Raw genomic sequence first — 14,555 nt, forward strand, 5'->3', positions numbered from 1 at the left:
GCGTCAAGAAGCCGTCGGGTTCCGTTACACGTCCTCGCGCTCGGGGTTGGGTTCGCCTTCGAGCTGGCGGACCGTCAGCACCGGCATCGGGGCCTCCCGGACGAGTTCCTCGGCGACGCTTCCCAGCAGGAATCCATGTTCGCCGTGGCGGCCCCGGGTCCCGCTGACGATGACATCGGCGTCGTGTTCCGCCGCATACATGCAAATTTCGTCGGCCGGGTCGCCCTCCCGGACAGCGGTGACGAGCTCCTCGTCTGCCTCGGCGTCGGCGGCCTCCAGAATGAACGAGAGGGCGCGGCCGCCAGTGGTCGCCAGCGCGCGCTCCAGCGCCTCGCGAACCTCTTCGGGAGTCGTCTCAACCTCGCCGGTGTCGACGACGTACAGCCCGTGGACAGTTGCGTCGAAGCGCGCTGCCAGGTCCAGCGCCGCTTCGACGGCCCGCTCTGCGCTGCCGGAGCCGTCCGTGGCGATGACCACCGTATCGAACATACACCACGCATCGAAGCCGCGACTAAATACACTGTTGGTCACGGCGAGGGACGCTCCGGATGACGCCACGGGGTCGGCACGAACCTCGGTGGATTTTTGCCGGCCGGGGCCGCACTGGCGAGTGATGGACATCGACCTCGTACTCGCGCCGGTCGACGGCAGCGACCAGTCGGAACGAGCGGCCGAGTACGCGATCGCCGTCGCGGAGCGGTACGACGCCGATCTCCACCTGCTGTTCGTCATCGACGAACGGCTCCACCAGGATATCGACAGCGGCGACGTGAGCGCAACCGCGATCGCCGAGGAGCATCGAGCGTTCACCGAGAGCATCCGGGAACGGTTCCGCGACGTCCACGACGGCACGTTCGAAACGTCGTCCGCGACCGCGTTCTCCGAGACGCGACTGATGCAGACACCGGGCAGCGTCGTCCTCGACGTAGCGGAGGACGTCGACGCGGATTTCATCGTCGTCCCGCGCGAGGAGAGAAGCGAGGGCGAAGAGGCCGTCGGGCGCGCGGCGATCTACGTCATCGAGTACGCCAGCCAGCCGGTACTCACCGTTTAGAGACGGATCGCCATCTCTATCTCGAAGCTCTCGGCGCTACTGATCTCGAAGCCGACCTTCTCGTACAGCGATATCGCCGGGTCGTTCCACCGCTCGACGGTGAGCCAGACGTGGTCGATACCCTCGGCCTGGCCGTGACCCAGCAGCGTCTCGACCAGCGCCGTCCCGATACCAGCGCCCTGGTAGGCCTGTAGCACGAAGATAGCGAGTTCGTGCTCGTCCTCGTTGTCCGGGACCAGCGTCGCGTGGCCGGCGACAGTGTCGTCGTGTTTGGCGACGACGTTTACACAGTCGCCGTCGAGGATCGTTTCGAGCCACTCACGGATCGCTTCCTCTTTGACCGGCGGGATACCCTGCGCACGGTCGGCAGGGTCGAAATCGAGATACATCTCGACGAGGCTCTCCGTGTCGGCGTCGTCGGCGGGAATGACGTCGATGGGACGGTCCTTGCGGTCGGTGATCGTCCGCGGCGGCTGTGGGAACTCTTCGGCGGGTTCGTCTGGGTACGTTCGAGTCATCGGATGAGAGTCACTGGCGTCTGTGCGTTCAGCAGGACGAACTCGACGATGGGACCGAGCTGTATCTTCCCGAGCGGCGAGCGGCCGCCACCGCCGAGGACGATCCTATCGAACTCCTCGCTCTCGGCGATGTTCACCAGCTCGCTGCCCGGAGAGGTGCCTTCGACGTGGCGGATCGGCGGCTCGAGCCCGCTTTCGTCGATCTGCTCCTGTATCCGCTGCTGGACCGTTTCGAGGTCGGCGTCGATGTCGCCGTTTTCGAAGACAGCGACGGTCAGCTCGTCGCCTGTTTCCGATACGCGTTCGAGTGTCTCAGTCAGTGCCTGGTAGGACAGTTCGCTGCCCCCGACACCGAGCAGTATTTTCATAGTCGGGCCATGCATGGGAGCGGTAAAAAATCCACCCGGCTGAACTGTCGGTTGGAGACAATGACAGCGGGGCGGCGGCGATACCCTTTTTCACCGCGGGCACGCATTCCCGGCTATGACTGAGGGCGCACCGCCGGACGAGACGGACGTCGAGGCGGCAGACGACGGATCAGCCGGACACCAGCCGGACGACCCGGCGGCCGCGGATGACGGGGCCGACGACGGCGACACCACGGAAAGCGGCCCCGCCGACTCGGCCACCGAAGAGACAGCACCGGCTGAGTCAGCCAGCGAGGCGACGGCCGCCACAGCCAGTGACGTTCCGTCCGACGTCCGGAAGTACGACCGCTTCAAGAAGATCGAGGGCGGGACCTACGACCGCGCGAACGATTTCCTCCGGGACCGGACGTACATCACCGCCCGCGAGTGGGCCATCGCCCGCCTCTGTGCCGACTTCCGGACCGAAACGGGCGTCGAGATGACGAAGATCGGGGAGAACCTGCCCGAACTCGTCCCGTTCATGACGGACACGTACACGCCACAGGCGGTCAACCAGGCCCGCGCGGCCTTCGAAGACAAGGTCCGGAAGGCGGGGGCAACCTTCCTCTACGGCGCGATGTGTGACTTCTTCACCGCCGAGGACCTCGACGACGTGATGTACGAGGCCACCGAGGTCGCAAAGTTCCTCCTCGAAGTCGAGGGCGTCGACCTCGCCGTCGAGGACGAGATGGAGGCCGAAGACCGGATTTCCTCGGTGATGCGGGAGGTCCGCGAGCAGTCCGCGGCGCTGCGACACGACGAGGTGTGTTGTCCGGAGTGTGGGAATGAATTCCAAGTCGACGAGTAGACACGGCTGAGATGGACGGTATCGACCCCGACACACAGCCGTCGATGTCGGTCCACGAAGCGACACAGAAAGTGCTGCGGACCGACCTCGCCATTGGCATCGGCGGGGCGGTGCTTGGCTACGCGGAGTCGGGGACAGCACTGGTCGACGTACTGGCGGTAGTTGTCGGGTTCGGACTCCTGACGGGGATCACGGTGGCTGTCGTCGAACACGACGCGGTCCCGGGCGTCTACCCGGAGGTCGCCGCACTGGCGGCGTTCATCGTGCTCGCTGGAGCGGTTGCCGCCCTCGTGACGCTTTCCGAGGCGTCGGTGACGCTCGTACTCGCGGCCGTTCTCTCGGGCTTCGGTGTCGGTGTCATCACCAACCGGGCACTCTACGGTCTCGTCTTCGACGTGCCGGCGTACCGGCTGACCCGAGTTCGAGAGACCTCGTAGCTAAGCGGTCTGTGACCCGTCCGGAACCAGGTTTCACTCGGGGAAGAACGGTTCGGGGTCCTCGTGGGAGACGGTGACCACCTCGTCGTCGGTGAGCGGTCGGATGTGTGAGTAGAGTCCGTGATCGGCGGCGACCTGCGAGAGGTCCGCCCGGTCGGTCTTGTCGTAGTACAGCGGCACGAGCACGGCGAGGTCGTCGCCACATTCCAGCGCGACGAGCAGGAACACCATCCCGTCGTCGGTCGCCCGGAACACCTCGCTGCGCTCGACGGTGCGGTCTTCGAGCGCGTCGGCGACCCGCCGGAACTCGTCGCCGGGAACCACGACATCGAAGCCGAGCCGCCGGGTCTCCGGCTCGTATTCGCCAGTCTGTTCAGCCATCGTTCGCGGCTCGCCGGTCAGTACCGCCACGTCTCCGGGGTGGAGTTCGATAGCCTCGCGCCCGTCGTCGCGGTACTGTGTCGCCGTGGCCGCCATGTCCTCGATGACCTGTTCCCAGTGACCGACGACACGGTCGAAGGGGTTAGACTCGGGGTCGACAGGGTCGTTCATACGTCGAGTGTGGCGGCGGCCGGGATAAATTGTTGGTGGGCCAGTGGCACAACAGTTTTACTGGTATTTTGAGAAGAAGGCGACAGATGCGCGACCTCTTAACATTATCTGACCTCCGAACCCAGTTCGAGACGGACCGCGGCACCGTCAAAGCCGTCGACGGCATCGACCTCACTGTCAGGGAGGGCGAAACCGTCGGTCTGGTCGGCGAGTCGGGGTCAGGGAAATCCGTCACAGCGTTATCGGCAATGGATATCGTCGACGAGCCCGGACACATCGCCGGCGGGGAGATCCGGTTCGGCGCGCTTGAGACAGTCACACGGCTGTCTCGGCAGTATCCGAAGGCAGTACGGACGGCCGACGGCGACAGCGGGTTCATCACCATCGACGCGGCGACGGTCGACCGGGGCCGGCTCCCCGACTCGGTTTCGACGACGGCTGACGACAAGGCGCTCGCCGAGCAGTTCATTCGGAAAGCTCCGAAAAAGGCTCTTCCGGAGAGCGGCGACGCGCCCGTCACGATTACCGATGGCTACGTCGATCTGACGGCAGCCCCTGAGCGGGTGATGCGGGACATCCGCGGCGGCGATATGGGGATGATATTCCAGGACCCGATGACGTCGCTGAACCCCGCGATAACGGTCGGCGAGCAGGTCGCGGAGAGCCTGCGCCTCCACCGCTACGGGAGCAAGCGGAACGACTCGTGGTTCAACGCCGTCCGGGAGATTACGCCCTCGCTCAGCCGGGGCAGCGAGATGGACGAGGAGATCCGGTCGGACGTTATCTCGCTGCTGGAAGAGGTCGGAATCCCGGAGCCGGCCGACCGCGTCGACGAGTACCCCCACGAGTTCTCCGGCGGGATGCGCCAGCGCGTCCTCATCGCCATCGCGCTTGCGTGCCGACCGAAGCTGCTCGTCGCCGACGAGCCGACGACGGCGCTCGACGTGACTATCCAGGCACAGATTCTGGACCTCATCGACGACCTCCAGGCGGACCTCGGGATGTCGGTCCTGTTCATCACGCACGACCTCGGCGTCGTCGCGGAGACCTGCGACCGCGTCGCCGTGATGTACGCCGGCGAAATCGTCGAGGAGGGGCCGGTCGAGGAGATATTCCAGAACCCGTCACATCCCTACACGTACACGCTGCTGGAATCGATACCGGGCGAGGGAACGGAGCGGCTGACTCCGATCGAAGGAAACGTTCCCAGCCTCATCGACATGCCCGAAGGGTGCCACTTCGCTGACCGCTGTCCGTGGGCCGAGCCCGAGTGTCGCGAGGGCGAGATTCCGTATCTCCAGCACGGGCCGGACGACGTCACCCACCACTCGAAATGTATCCTCGAATCGTTCGACACGGACGAATACGGCACTGGTGACGCCGGCGTCGCCGCGACAGAGACGACGCGAACGGACAGACGGCTCATGGAGGTTGACGGGCTGAAAAAGCACTTCTCGCGGGCCGACGACCTGCTGGACAAGTACATCGGGCGCGAGCCAGAGTCCGTCAAAGCCGTCGACGGTGTCTCGATGGACATCTACGAGGGCGAGACGCTGGGGCTCGTCGGCGAGTCCGGCTGTGGGAAATCGACGACCGGCCGGACCATCCTCAGACTGCTAGAACCGACAGACGGGACCGTGGTCTTCGCCGGCCAAGACCTCGCGGACCTCGACAAGGATGGCCTGCGAGAGGTGCGTCGGGACCTGCAGATGATTTTCCAAGACCCGATGTCCAGCCTCGACCCGCGGATGACAGTCGGCCAGACGATCATGGAGCCGCTGAAAATTCATGATCTCCCGGAAGACACCGGTGACGGCTCACGCCGGGAACAGCGGGTCGACCGCGTGGCCGACCTCATGGAGGCGGTCGGGCTCGACCCCGACCAGTACGACCGCTACCCGCACGAACTCTCAGGTGGACAGCGCCAGCGGGTCGGTATCGCTCGCGCGCTCGCCGTCGACCCCGATTTCATCGTCTGTGACGAACCCGTTTCGGCGCTGGACGTGAGCGTCCAGGCACAGATAATCAACCTTCTGGAGGACCTCCAGCATGAGTTCGGCCTGACGTATCTGTTTATCGCCCACGACCTGTCGGTGGTGCGCCACATCTGCGACCGCGTCGCGGTGATGTATCTCGGTGAGGTGGTCGAAATCGCCGACACCCCGGACCTGTTCGCGGACCCGAAACACCCCTACACGCGGGCGCTCATGTCGGCGATCCCAGAACCGGACCCGACCGTGGAGGCCGACCGGATACTGCTGAAAGGCGACGTCCCGTCGCCGATCGACCCGCCGTCGGGCTGTCACTTCCGGACACGCTGTCCCGAAGTCATCCCGCCCGACATCGACATCGAACAGGAGACGTACCGCGAGGTAATGGACTACCGGCAACGGGTCGAGGACGAGGCCATCGCCATCGATGCAGTTCGGAAGCAGGCCCGAAAAGCCGACAGTGCCACAGCGGCGACGGACGGTGGCGCGGACCTTACCGAGCCGCCGAGCGGCAGGGGGGAGGTACCGATGGCAGCGTTCAAACAGACGATGTTCGACCGGTTCTTCGAAACGAGCCTGACCGGAGAGAACCGCCGCGTCGTCGAAACGTCGATTGAGCATCTCGCGGACGAGGACTGGGACGCCGCCGCGTCGGCGCTACGGGATCGGTTCGAGAGCGTCTGTGAGACACAGCACCCCGAACTACAACCGGACTCCCATCCAGCAGCGTGTCACCTCTACGAACAGGAGGACGAAAGCAGTAACTGAATAATATTACTTAGCTGCACATAACTCTCAGGAGATATATAGCAGAATCATTGATCTATCCGGTACAATTATAATATATCTGTTTGAACAAAGTCCCATGTCATCCGGTGATTCTCTGGACAGACGGAGCTTCCTTACCGCGGCCGGCAGTGCCGCGGCAGCCGCAACGCTCGCAGGTTGTTCCGGCGACGGCGGCGATGGTGGCGGAACCGAAGGTGGAGACGGTGGCGACGGCACTGGTAGCGACGGCGGTGACGGCGGAGACGGTGGGAGCGACCAGACGCTCGTGTACGCTCGCGGTGACCACCCCGAAAGCTACGACCCACAGCAGTCGACCAGCGGCGAGGTGGCGAAGGTAACCAATCAGGTGTTTGACACCCTCATCCAGTTCGCGGCCGGGAGCGGCGGCCAACTCGAAGACGCGCTCGCGACCGACTACACTCTCGAGGGAACTACCGCGACGCTGACGCTTCGCGAAGGTGTCACCTTCCACAACGGCGAGGAGTTCACCGCGTCAGACTTCAAGGCGACCTGGCAGCGGTTCACCCAGAGCGACTACGAGTACTACCTCGGCGACGAGACCCGGTCGGGGTACGGCCCGTTCACGCTCGGCGACTGGATCGAAAGCGTCGACGCGAGCCAGGACTACGAGCTGACAATCGAGCTTACACAGCAGTTCGCGCCGTTCCTGCGGAACCTCGCGATGTTCGCCTCGGCAGTCCTCTCGAAAGCCCAGATCGAGTCGTTGGGCGACAACCAGACTGACCTCGGAAGCGAACCCGCAGGCACCGGGGCCTTCCAGTTCGACACGCTCGACAACCCGAACGAGCGCATCCGACTGCGGGCCAACAACGACTACTGGGGTGACGGCCCGAACGTCGGAACGGTCATCTTCAAGACCATCACCGAAAACAGCACGCGAGTGCAGGACGTCATCAACGGGGCCTCACACATCACGGACAACCTCGACTCCTCCGGATTCCAGCGCGCCGAGGAAAGCGGGACGGCGACGCTGTTGCGGAAGGACGGCATCAACCACGGCTACATGGCGATGAACATGGCCCGGTTCGAGCCGTTCCGGGACCGGCAGGTCCGCCAGGCCATCGCCCACGCCGTCAACACCGAGGCCATCGTCAACCAGATCTACCAGGGCTTTGCGACCCAGGCCTCCCAGCCGCTCCCACCGGACGTGCTCGGGCACAACGACGACCTCGATCCGTATCCGACGGACAAGGAGCAGGCCCAGTCGATGCTCGAAGAGGCGGGCTACGGCGATGGCTTCGAGTTCGAACTCGCGACGTTCTCGAACCCCCGCGGATACAACCCCAGCCCGGTCAACACGGCGAACCAGGTGAAGTCTGATCTGGAGGAAATCGGTCTGACGGTCAACATCAACCAGTTCTCCAACTTCGGGCCGTATCTGGACTACACGTCGGCCGGGAAACACGACGCGTGTTTCCTCGGCTGGTACACCGACAACGCCGACCCGGACAACTTCCTGTACGTCCTGCTGGACCCACAGGTCGAGATGGACGCCGTGCCCGACGGGCAGGACTGGGTCAGTTTCGACGCCGACGGGTACAACACCCTCAACGTGTCCGGCTGGGCCAACGCCGACTACATGGAACTGGTCCGGGAAGCCCAGAAGACCTACGCGGAGGGCGACCGCGAGACGATGTACGAAGAGGCCAGCCAGATAGCCTACGACGAGTCCCCGTGGGTGTTCCTCGACTACGCCGAGACGCTCCGGGCGGTCAACGAGGCTGTCGTCGAAGACACCTACACGATCAGCTCCGTCGGTGGCCCGTATCTTAACACGGTCGAGCTGCAGTAGCGCTTCAAGGGAACTTCCGAATGAACTGGACACAGTTTCTTTTCAGGCTGGCTGAGCCGGTGGTACCGCCACGGTTCGTCATCAAGCGACTGCTGTTGCTCATCCCGGTGCTGTTCGGCGTCGCGTCGGTCGTCTTCGCGATCCTCCACCTGGCTCCGGGCGACCCGGCTGTCATTATCGCCGGCCAACGTGCGTCAGCCGAACAGCTCGAACAGATACGTGTTGAACTGGGACTTCGGCGGCCGCTCTGGGAGCAGTACCTGACCTTCCTGTGGGACGCAGCACGGTTCGACTTCGGACAGTCCTACAGCATTAGCCGCGGTAACAGCGTCCGCTCGGTCATCGCCGACCGACTCCCGATCACGCTCGAACTCGCGATTTACGGTCAGGCGGCGGGCATCCTGCTCGGCCTGCCGCTGGGCATCATCTCCGCGGTCAAGCAGGATTCGCTGACAGACCACGTCACCCGGATCGGGGCGCTGACAGGTATCTCGGTCCCAATATTCTGGTCCGGTCCGCTGCTCATCCTGCTGTTCTCGACGTACCTCGACGTGTTCCCGACCAGCGGGCGTATCGCCTCAACGCTGTTTCTGCCCGACACCTGGACGCTGTTCGGCCGGGAACTGCCCCTGACCGGGATGATAACGGTCGATACGATCCTGCTCGGAAACACCGAGGCCTTCCTCTCGGCGGCGCATCACCTGTTCCTGCCGGCGGTGGTCATCGGCGTCTACTCGACGGCGCTCATCTCGCGGATGATGCGCTCCTCGATGCTCGAAGTCATCCGGCAGGACTACATCCGGACCGCGCGGGCGAAGGGTCAGGGTGCGAAAATCACGCTGATGAAACACGGCTTCCGGAACGCGCTGATTCCGGTCGTCACCGTCATCGGCATCCAGTTCGGGACGCTGCTGGGCGGGGCAGTCCTGACCGAGACCGTGTTCGGCATCAACGGGATGGGGCTGACTATCGTCACCGCCATCGGCGTCTCGGACTACCCGGTCGTGCAGGGAACGGTGCTCACCTTCGCCTTGCTGTTTACGCTCGTGAACCTCTTCGTCGACGTCACCTACAGCTACCTCGACCCACGGATTCAACAATGAGTACGGACACCGAGACACGGGGCACGCTGGGACGCCTGCGGGCGTCCCCGTTCCTCGCCGACCTGCTGACGAACCGCCTCGCCGTCGTCGGGCTGACGATCATCCTCGGCATGGCCGCTGTCGCCATCTACGCCCGCGTGACCTACGACCTCGGCGCGCTTGCCGGCTCACAGCTCGGTACCGAGATCGCTGACCGCGCACCGCCCGGCTGGCTCGGTCCCGCGCCCGCGAATCAACAACTGTTCGGGACGGACGCGGCGGCCCGTGACATCTACAAGCGGAGCCTGTACGGCGCGTGGCTGGCCCTGAAGTTCGGGACGATTACCGTCGGTACATCGACTACCGTCGGTGTCGGCCTGGGTATTATTGCGGCGTACTACGGCGACGTGACCGACAACGTCATCATGCGGACGATGGACGTGCTGCTTGCGTTCCCGCCGCTATTGCTCGCGCTCGCGCTGGTCGCCATCTTCCCGCGGGACCTCGGTCTCTGGCGGGCCGTGGTGGCGCTCGTGCTGGTGTACACGCCGCGGTTCGCCCGAGTCGTCCGCGGGGCCGCGCTCAAAGTGCTCGAAGACGAGTACGTCGACGCCACAGTTGCGCTTGGCGCGACCGACCCGCGAGTTCTCGTCCGTCACATCCTGCCGAACACGCTCGCGCCGATCACCGTCCAGTCGACGCTGAACTTCGGGCTCGCCATCATCGACCTCGCGGCGCTGTCTTTCCTCGGGTTCGGCGCACAGGCCGGGACGCCATCGTGGGGCCTGATGCTCTCTCGCGGTGTCGAGAACGGCCTGCTGACCGGCGAGTGGTGGCTCTCCTTCTTCCCGGGGCTGTTCCTCGCTATCACCGTCCTCGGGTTCAATCTCCTCGGCGACGGGATGCGCGACGCGCTCGATCCGCGGATGCGTGATGCCATCGACTGATGGCCCAGAGCGGTGACCCACCCCGACTCCGGCAGTACGTTGCGGCCCGGGCACGACTGGTGGGGAGTGGCCTTGTCGTCGGTCTGGCGCTTGGCGGCCTCGGAACGGCGGGCTGGACGCTCTACACCGGTGATGTGCGGTCGAGTGAAGCGACGGTGTTCGCCCTCGGCGCACTGGTGTTCGGCTTCGGCCTGCTGGGCTGGTCGGGGTCGATACTCGCCGGCCGCGGCATCGAAGCCATGCAGGAACACATGGGCACGCGAAGCAATTGGACCGAGCGCGACTCGCGGCGGGCAATGGCCCGTCTCTGTGGCGGTGGCGGCGGAATAATGGTCGGGACGTCCGTCGTCGCGGCGCTACTCTAGCCGTTCGCCGTCCGCGCCGCGGACGTTCTCGCCCTGATGGTCGTAGAACACGTCCTCTTGCGCGGTGCTGTCGGCAGCTTCCAGCGCGTCGCCGCGCTCGTAGACGACTGTCCCCCGGACCATCGTCCATTCGGGGAACACCGCCTCACGGCCCTCGAACGGCGTCCAGTTGCACTTCGAGTGGAGCGTCTCACCGCTGATCTCGCTCGTCTCGGTCGTGTCGACGAGCACGAGGTCGGCGTCCTTGCCGGCTTCGATGGCCCCCTTCTGCGGGATGTCGAAAACGTCGGCGGGATTTCGTGCGGTGAGGTCGCGAACGCGCTCGTAGGTGAGGCCGCTGTCCGGGTCGCGTGCTTCAGCCAGTAGGAGCGGGAGAACAGTCTCGACGCCAGGGACGCCCGACGGAGCGTCCCAGATGCTGGCGTCCTTCTCCTCGCGGGTGTGTGGCGCGTGGTCCGTCGCGATCATGTCGACGGTGCCGTCGACAACACGCTCGTAGAGCTTCTGGCGGCGCTTCTCGCGGCGCAGGGGCGGGTTCATCCGTCCGAACGTCCCCAGTTCGGAGAGGTCGCGCCGAGAGAGCAGCAAGTGATGGGGCGTCACTTCGGTCGTCATCCCGGCCTCGCTGGCGATGTCGACGCCCTCCGGCGTGGAGGTGTGCGCGATGTGAATGGTCGTGTCGTGCTCTTTCGCGACGGAACAGGCCCGCTCGACGGCCTTTTCTTCAGCTTTCGCGGTCCGGAACGCGCTCCAGGCGTCGGCGTCGTCGCGGGCCCTCGCGTCGTCGTTGAAGTAGTCGGCGTCCTCGGCGTGGACCGTGACCGGCACGTCGTTGTCAGCAGCGGCCTCCAGCGCGTCGGCGAACAAGTCGGCCTCGATACCCATGTCGCCGGTGGAGTCCGCGAGGAACACCTCGCCGAGCGCGAACAGGCGACGGCGCAGGAGGACGTTCGGAATCCAGTCGGCCGTGACGCCGCCGTTGATACCCCAGTCGACGACGGAGTCGGCGGCGAACTCGGCTTTCTGGTCGAACGCCTCACCGTCGACGGTCGGCGGGTCGGTGTTTGGTTGGTCGACGACAGTCGTGACGCCGCCGGCCGCCGCCGACCGTGAGCCGCTCTCCCACGTCTCCTTGTGGGGGTAGCCGGGCTGGCGCAAGTGAACATGAGCGTCGATCATTCCCGGGAACAGACGCTTTCCAGTCGCTTCGATGACGTGCTGGTCGGATGCGTCGAGGTCGCGGCCGACTTCGACGATGGACTCGCCACGCACCCGGATGTCGCGTTGGTGACCGTCCGGCAGCGTCGCGTTACGGATGAGCATACGCCCAGTCGGCCGGGCGCACCCCTAAGTCTCTCGGATAGCGCTCACCGACACGTCGCGGCCGTCAGCCAGCGACCGCTCCAGCGCCGCGATGACCCGGTCGGGGTCGTCGGTCCCCCCGGCGTTGGCGACGCTCCCGACGCTCATCGGGTCGAACGGAACGTCGAGCGCCTCGTAGATGGGAGCCAGCACCTCGGCGATAGACTCGTGGTCCCGAACGACGACGATACCGCCGACGACAGCCACGGACTGGCGGACGCGCTGGGCGAGCCCGGCAATCTTGCCGTCGGCCTGGAGCGAGTGGCTCCCCGGACAGAAGGAGGCGTCCGGTTCGCCCGTCCGAGCGGAGATTCCGCAGTCGTCGAGCGCGCGCTGCACAGCGGCTTTGGCCCACTCGTAGCGGTCGTCGATGGTCCCTCGCGGGTCATCGGTCGGGACGGCGAGCGAAAACGAGACGGTCGACCCGGTGTAGGCGACGGCGCGACCCCCCACGGCGCGCTCGATGACGGTGTACCCCCGGTCGCGAGCGGCCCGGCGTGCTCGGTCGTAGCCGTCGCTGTTCGTGTCGCGGCGGCCGAACGCGACCTGTCTGTGCGGTCGCCAGGCTCGCAGAGCTGGCTCGCGGTCTTCGGCGACCGTCTCGGCCATCTCGCGGGTCCGCTCGAAGTCGGTTTCCGGGTCGGCGGCGCGGCCCCGTAGCAGACGCATAGCGGACCGTGCGGCCCCTCGGTCTTAAAACGATCTGCCGGTCAAGCAGATACCCCTCAGCGGCGGATAGCGAACAGGCGACACACAGCTATCGCGGCGGGACGTGTCGCGCTCCCGCTGCCCCCGCCGCGGTCCTCGTCAGCGCACACGAAGCGGTGGCCCCGGCATGGGTCTTGAACCCTCGGACGACAGAGCCATAGCGGTACACCCCTAATCGCCGTCGATGCCCGTCACGATACCGCGGGACGTGCTCGTCCAGTACTACCGGTTTTCCCTGTACAACTCGCCGTTCGACGCCCACGACGAGGGGTGTGCCATCGACCTCTATCCCGACGGCGACCGCGCGCCGTCGCCGGTCGCCGGCAAAGTGCTCGACACGAAGACAGTGCAGGCTCCGCCGAAGGCATACGCCGCCGAGCACGACCACCTCATTCTGGTCGATACCGGCGACACCGTTGCGCGACTGCTGCACGTCGACCCCGCCGTCGAACCCGGCGAGACGGTGGCCGTCGGCGACGACCTCGGGGAGCTGGTCCGGGCGGGCTTTTTCGCGCCGTGGGTCCCGAACCACATCCACCTCGGCTTCCGAGCCCCGGACGCCAACCCCTACCGGGCGTCGGGGTCGCTGCCGGTCGACGTGGCCGTCGACGTGACGCCGCTGTCCTGGGACGGGACCGGCACTGTCGTCGACGGCGGCGAGACGTGGGTTCGACTGGACGAACCTGCACATCCGGCTCCGGGCGAGTCCTTTGTCGGCATCGCCAACGACGTCGATGGCGACGAGTCGGGCGTTCTCGACGGTGGCCTCCCCCACTACTCGGGCGGTGGATTGCTGGCCAGCAGGGGGACAGCGGCCACCGCTATCGCCGGAACGCGTGTCGGGACGGCCGATGGCCGAACGGTCGCATGGGACGACCTGACCGTGCTGGCAAACGGCGAACCGATAACCGGCATCGCGCTGTTCTGTGGCCGCGAGCGCTTCGGCGCGAAGCTCGTCGGCGAAGGCATCGACCTCGCCGTCGGTGACGAGGTGCAGGTAACCATCGAGCGGGCCACGACCGGTGACAAGGCGTCGCTGTGACTATGGTTTGTCGTACCGCTCGGGATGTGCGCGGAAGTCCAGGTCGTACTCGGGATCTTCCTTGACCTCGGCCACGTCGCCGCGAGCAGGGTCCCCAGCCATCCGTCAGGCGAAGGCGAGTTCGTCTCGGTCGGTCAGTTCGCCGAACAGCCAGTCGGCGTGGTCTAGTGCGTACTCGCGGTGGTCCTCCTCGATGTAGCCGACGGCGTCCTTGACGAGGACCGGGCGGTAGTCGCGCAGGCCGGCGCTAGAGGCGGTGTGGAGCACGCAGACGTTCGCGAGCGTGCCACAGATAGCCAGGTCCTTGATTCCGTGGGCGTCGAGCCACCCCTCCAGTTCCGTCTGGTAGAAGGCGTCGTAGGTGTGCTTGACGACGACCAGATCCTCGTCCTGCCGGTCGAGGTCCTCGACGAGTTCGGTCTCCCAGGAACCTTCGACGACGTGTTCGCCCCACCGGTCGAACTCGTCGTAGTAGTGGGTGTCCTCGAACTGATCGGGTGGATGGACGTCGCGAGTGAACACGACTTTCGCGCCGGCCTCACGGGCGCGCCCGACGAGTTCGGCGCAGGGCTCGATAGCCGCTTCGCTGTCCGGTGCGTAGAGGCTTCCATCGGGGTGACAGAAGCCGTTCTGCATATCGACGACGACCAGAGCGGTCTGTGCTGGGTCGAGTTCCATGT

At 65.5% G+C, this 14,555-nt stretch carries 16 protein-coding genes; 9 read left to right on the plus strand and 7 right to left on the minus strand.

What is annotated here, in order from left to right; all coding sequences use genetic code 11:
- Positions 1-24 precede the first annotated feature (24 nt).
- Positions 25-489, minus strand: a complete 465-nt coding sequence (locus VI340_RS12705; RefSeq protein WP_008307803.1) for a universal stress protein — start codon at positions 487-489, stop codon at positions 25-27.
- Positions 490-613: 124 nt separating this feature from the next.
- Between VI340_RS12705 and VI340_RS12710 the strand changes: the two genes are divergently transcribed.
- On the plus strand, positions 614-1,054 hold the full coding sequence (locus tag VI340_RS12710) for a universal stress protein (protein WP_008307802.1): 441 nt from the start codon (positions 614-616) through the stop codon (positions 1,052-1,054).
- Here VI340_RS12710 and VI340_RS12715 read toward each other — a convergent pair.
- A complete protein-coding gene (locus VI340_RS12715) occupies positions 1,051-1,572 on the minus strand; it encodes a GNAT family N-acetyltransferase (protein WP_008307801.1) in 522 nt (173 codons plus the stop codon). The two genes, VI340_RS12710 and VI340_RS12715, sit on opposite strands and share 4 nt — an antisense overlap.
- Positions 1,569-1,940: a universal stress protein gene (locus tag VI340_RS12720; protein WP_008307800.1), complete on the minus strand. Its 372-nt coding sequence runs from the start codon at positions 1,938-1,940 to the stop codon at positions 1,569-1,571. The genes VI340_RS12715 and VI340_RS12720 overlap by 4 nt, the downstream gene beginning before the upstream one ends.
- Before the next feature lie 115 nt (positions 1,941-2,055).
- Between VI340_RS12720 and VI340_RS12725 the strand changes: the two genes are divergently transcribed.
- On the plus strand, positions 2,056-2,787 hold the full coding sequence (locus tag VI340_RS12725; protein ID WP_008307799.1) for a DUF5806 family protein: 732 nt from the start codon (positions 2,056-2,058) through the stop codon (positions 2,785-2,787).
- Positions 2,788-2,798: 11 nt separating this feature from the next.
- Positions 2,799-3,224 carry a hypothetical protein gene (locus tag VI340_RS12730; RefSeq protein WP_336358466.1) on the plus strand — a complete coding sequence of 142 codons (426 nt, stop codon included), beginning with the start codon at positions 2,799-2,801 and terminating at the stop codon, positions 3,222-3,224.
- A gap of 33 nt (positions 3,225-3,257) precedes the next feature.
- Here VI340_RS12730 and VI340_RS12735 read toward each other — a convergent pair whose 3' ends face one another.
- A complete protein-coding gene (locus VI340_RS12735; protein WP_014041360.1) occupies positions 3,258-3,776 on the minus strand; it encodes a DUF7529 family protein in 519 nt (172 codons plus the stop codon).
- Positions 3,777-3,862: 86 nt separating this feature from the next.
- Between VI340_RS12735 and VI340_RS12740 the strand changes: the two genes are divergently transcribed.
- From VI340_RS12740 to VI340_RS12760, 5 genes are all read left to right on the plus strand, one after another.
- A complete protein-coding gene (locus VI340_RS12740) occupies positions 3,863-6,535 on the plus strand; it encodes an ABC transporter ATP-binding protein (protein ID WP_336358467.1) in 2,673 nt (890 codons plus the stop codon).
- Positions 6,536-6,632: 97 nt separating this feature from the next.
- Entirely contained in the window at positions 6,633-8,369 is a 1,737-nt protein-coding gene (locus tag VI340_RS12745; RefSeq protein WP_336358468.1) for an ABC transporter substrate-binding protein, read from the plus strand.
- A 20-nt stretch (positions 8,370-8,389) separates the two neighbouring features.
- Entirely contained in the window at positions 8,390-9,472 is a 1,083-nt protein-coding gene (locus VI340_RS12750) for an ABC transporter permease (RefSeq protein WP_336358469.1), read from the plus strand.
- Positions 9,469-10,398, plus strand: a complete 930-nt coding sequence (locus VI340_RS12755) for an ABC transporter permease (protein ID WP_008307786.1) — start codon at positions 9,469-9,471, stop codon at positions 10,396-10,398. The genes VI340_RS12750 and VI340_RS12755 overlap by 4 nt, the downstream gene beginning before the upstream one ends.
- Positions 10,398-10,763, plus strand: a complete 366-nt coding sequence (locus VI340_RS12760) for a DUF7268 family protein (RefSeq protein ID WP_336358470.1) — start codon at positions 10,398-10,400, stop codon at positions 10,761-10,763. The genes VI340_RS12755 and VI340_RS12760 overlap by 1 nt, the downstream gene beginning before the upstream one ends.
- On the opposite strand, the gene VI340_RS12765 is transcribed toward VI340_RS12760, so the two are convergent.
- On the minus strand, positions 10,755-12,086 hold the full coding sequence (locus VI340_RS12765; protein ID WP_336358471.1) for a dihydroorotase: 1,332 nt from the start codon (positions 12,084-12,086) through the stop codon (positions 10,755-10,757). The two genes, VI340_RS12760 and VI340_RS12765, sit on opposite strands and share 9 nt — an antisense overlap.
- 24 nt (positions 12,087-12,110) lie before the next feature.
- Positions 12,111-12,794: a lipoate--protein ligase family protein gene (locus VI340_RS12770; protein WP_336358472.1), complete on the minus strand. Its 684-nt coding sequence runs from the start codon at positions 12,792-12,794 to the stop codon at positions 12,111-12,113.
- A 223-nt stretch (positions 12,795-13,017) separates the two neighbouring features.
- Between VI340_RS12770 and VI340_RS12775 the strand changes: the two genes are divergently transcribed.
- A complete protein-coding gene (locus VI340_RS12775; RefSeq protein WP_336358473.1) occupies positions 13,018-13,875 on the plus strand; it encodes a hypothetical protein in 858 nt (285 codons plus the stop codon).
- 105 nt (positions 13,876-13,980) lie between these two features.
- Here VI340_RS12775 and VI340_RS12780 read toward each other — a convergent pair whose 3' ends face one another.
- On the minus strand, positions 13,981-14,553 hold the full coding sequence (locus VI340_RS12780; RefSeq protein WP_336358474.1) for a cysteine hydrolase family protein: 573 nt from the start codon (positions 14,551-14,553) through the stop codon (positions 13,981-13,983).
- Positions 14,554-14,555: the final 2 nt, after the last annotated feature.

Source organism: Haloarcula sp. CGMCC 1.6347 (assembly GCF_037078395.1).
In the GTDB taxonomy this organism is placed as follows: Archaea; Halobacteriota; Halobacteria; order Halobacteriales; family Haloarculaceae; genus Haloarcula; species Haloarcula amylolytica.

Coding starts and splice junctions, on each gene's coding strand:
- VI340_RS12705 (WP_008307803.1), bottom strand. CDS start 489: ATGTTCGATACGGTGGTCATCGCCACGGACGGCTCCGGCAGCGCAGAG.
- VI340_RS12710 (WP_008307802.1), top strand. CDS start 614: ATGGACATCGACCTCGTACTCGCGCCGGTCGACGGCAGCGACCAGTCG.
- VI340_RS12715 (WP_008307801.1), bottom strand. CDS start 1,572: ATGACTCGAACGTACCCAGACGAACCCGCCGAAGAGTTCCCACAGCCG.
- VI340_RS12720 (WP_008307800.1), bottom strand. CDS start 1,940: ATGAAAATACTGCTCGGTGTCGGGGGCAGCGAACTGTCCTACCAGGCA.
- VI340_RS12725 (WP_008307799.1), top strand. CDS start 2,056: ATGACTGAGGGCGCACCGCCGGACGAGACGGACGTCGAGGCGGCAGAC.
- VI340_RS12730 (WP_336358466.1), top strand. CDS start 2,799: ATGGACGGTATCGACCCCGACACACAGCCGTCGATGTCGGTCCACGAA.
- VI340_RS12735 (WP_014041360.1), bottom strand. CDS start 3,776: ATGAACGACCCTGTCGACCCCGAGTCTAACCCCTTCGACCGTGTCGTC.
- VI340_RS12740 (WP_336358467.1), top strand. CDS start 3,863: ATGCGCGACCTCTTAACATTATCTGACCTCCGAACCCAGTTCGAGACG.
- VI340_RS12745 (WP_336358468.1), top strand. CDS start 6,633: ATGTCATCCGGTGATTCTCTGGACAGACGGAGCTTCCTTACCGCGGCC.
- VI340_RS12750 (WP_336358469.1), top strand. CDS start 8,390: ATGAACTGGACACAGTTTCTTTTCAGGCTGGCTGAGCCGGTGGTACCG.
- VI340_RS12755 (WP_008307786.1), top strand. CDS start 9,469: ATGAGTACGGACACCGAGACACGGGGCACGCTGGGACGCCTGCGGGCG.
- VI340_RS12760 (WP_336358470.1), top strand. CDS start 10,398: ATGGCCCAGAGCGGTGACCCACCCCGACTCCGGCAGTACGTTGCGGCC.
- VI340_RS12765 (WP_336358471.1), bottom strand. CDS start 12,086: ATGCTCATCCGTAACGCGACGCTGCCGGACGGTCACCAACGCGACATC.
- VI340_RS12770 (WP_336358472.1), bottom strand. CDS start 12,794: ATGCGTCTGCTACGGGGCCGCGCCGCCGACCCGGAAACCGACTTCGAG.
- VI340_RS12775 (WP_336358473.1), top strand. CDS start 13,018: ATGCCCGTCACGATACCGCGGGACGTGCTCGTCCAGTACTACCGGTTT.
- VI340_RS12780 (WP_336358474.1), bottom strand. CDS start 14,553: ATGGAACTCGACCCAGCACAGACCGCTCTGGTCGTCGTCGATATGCAG.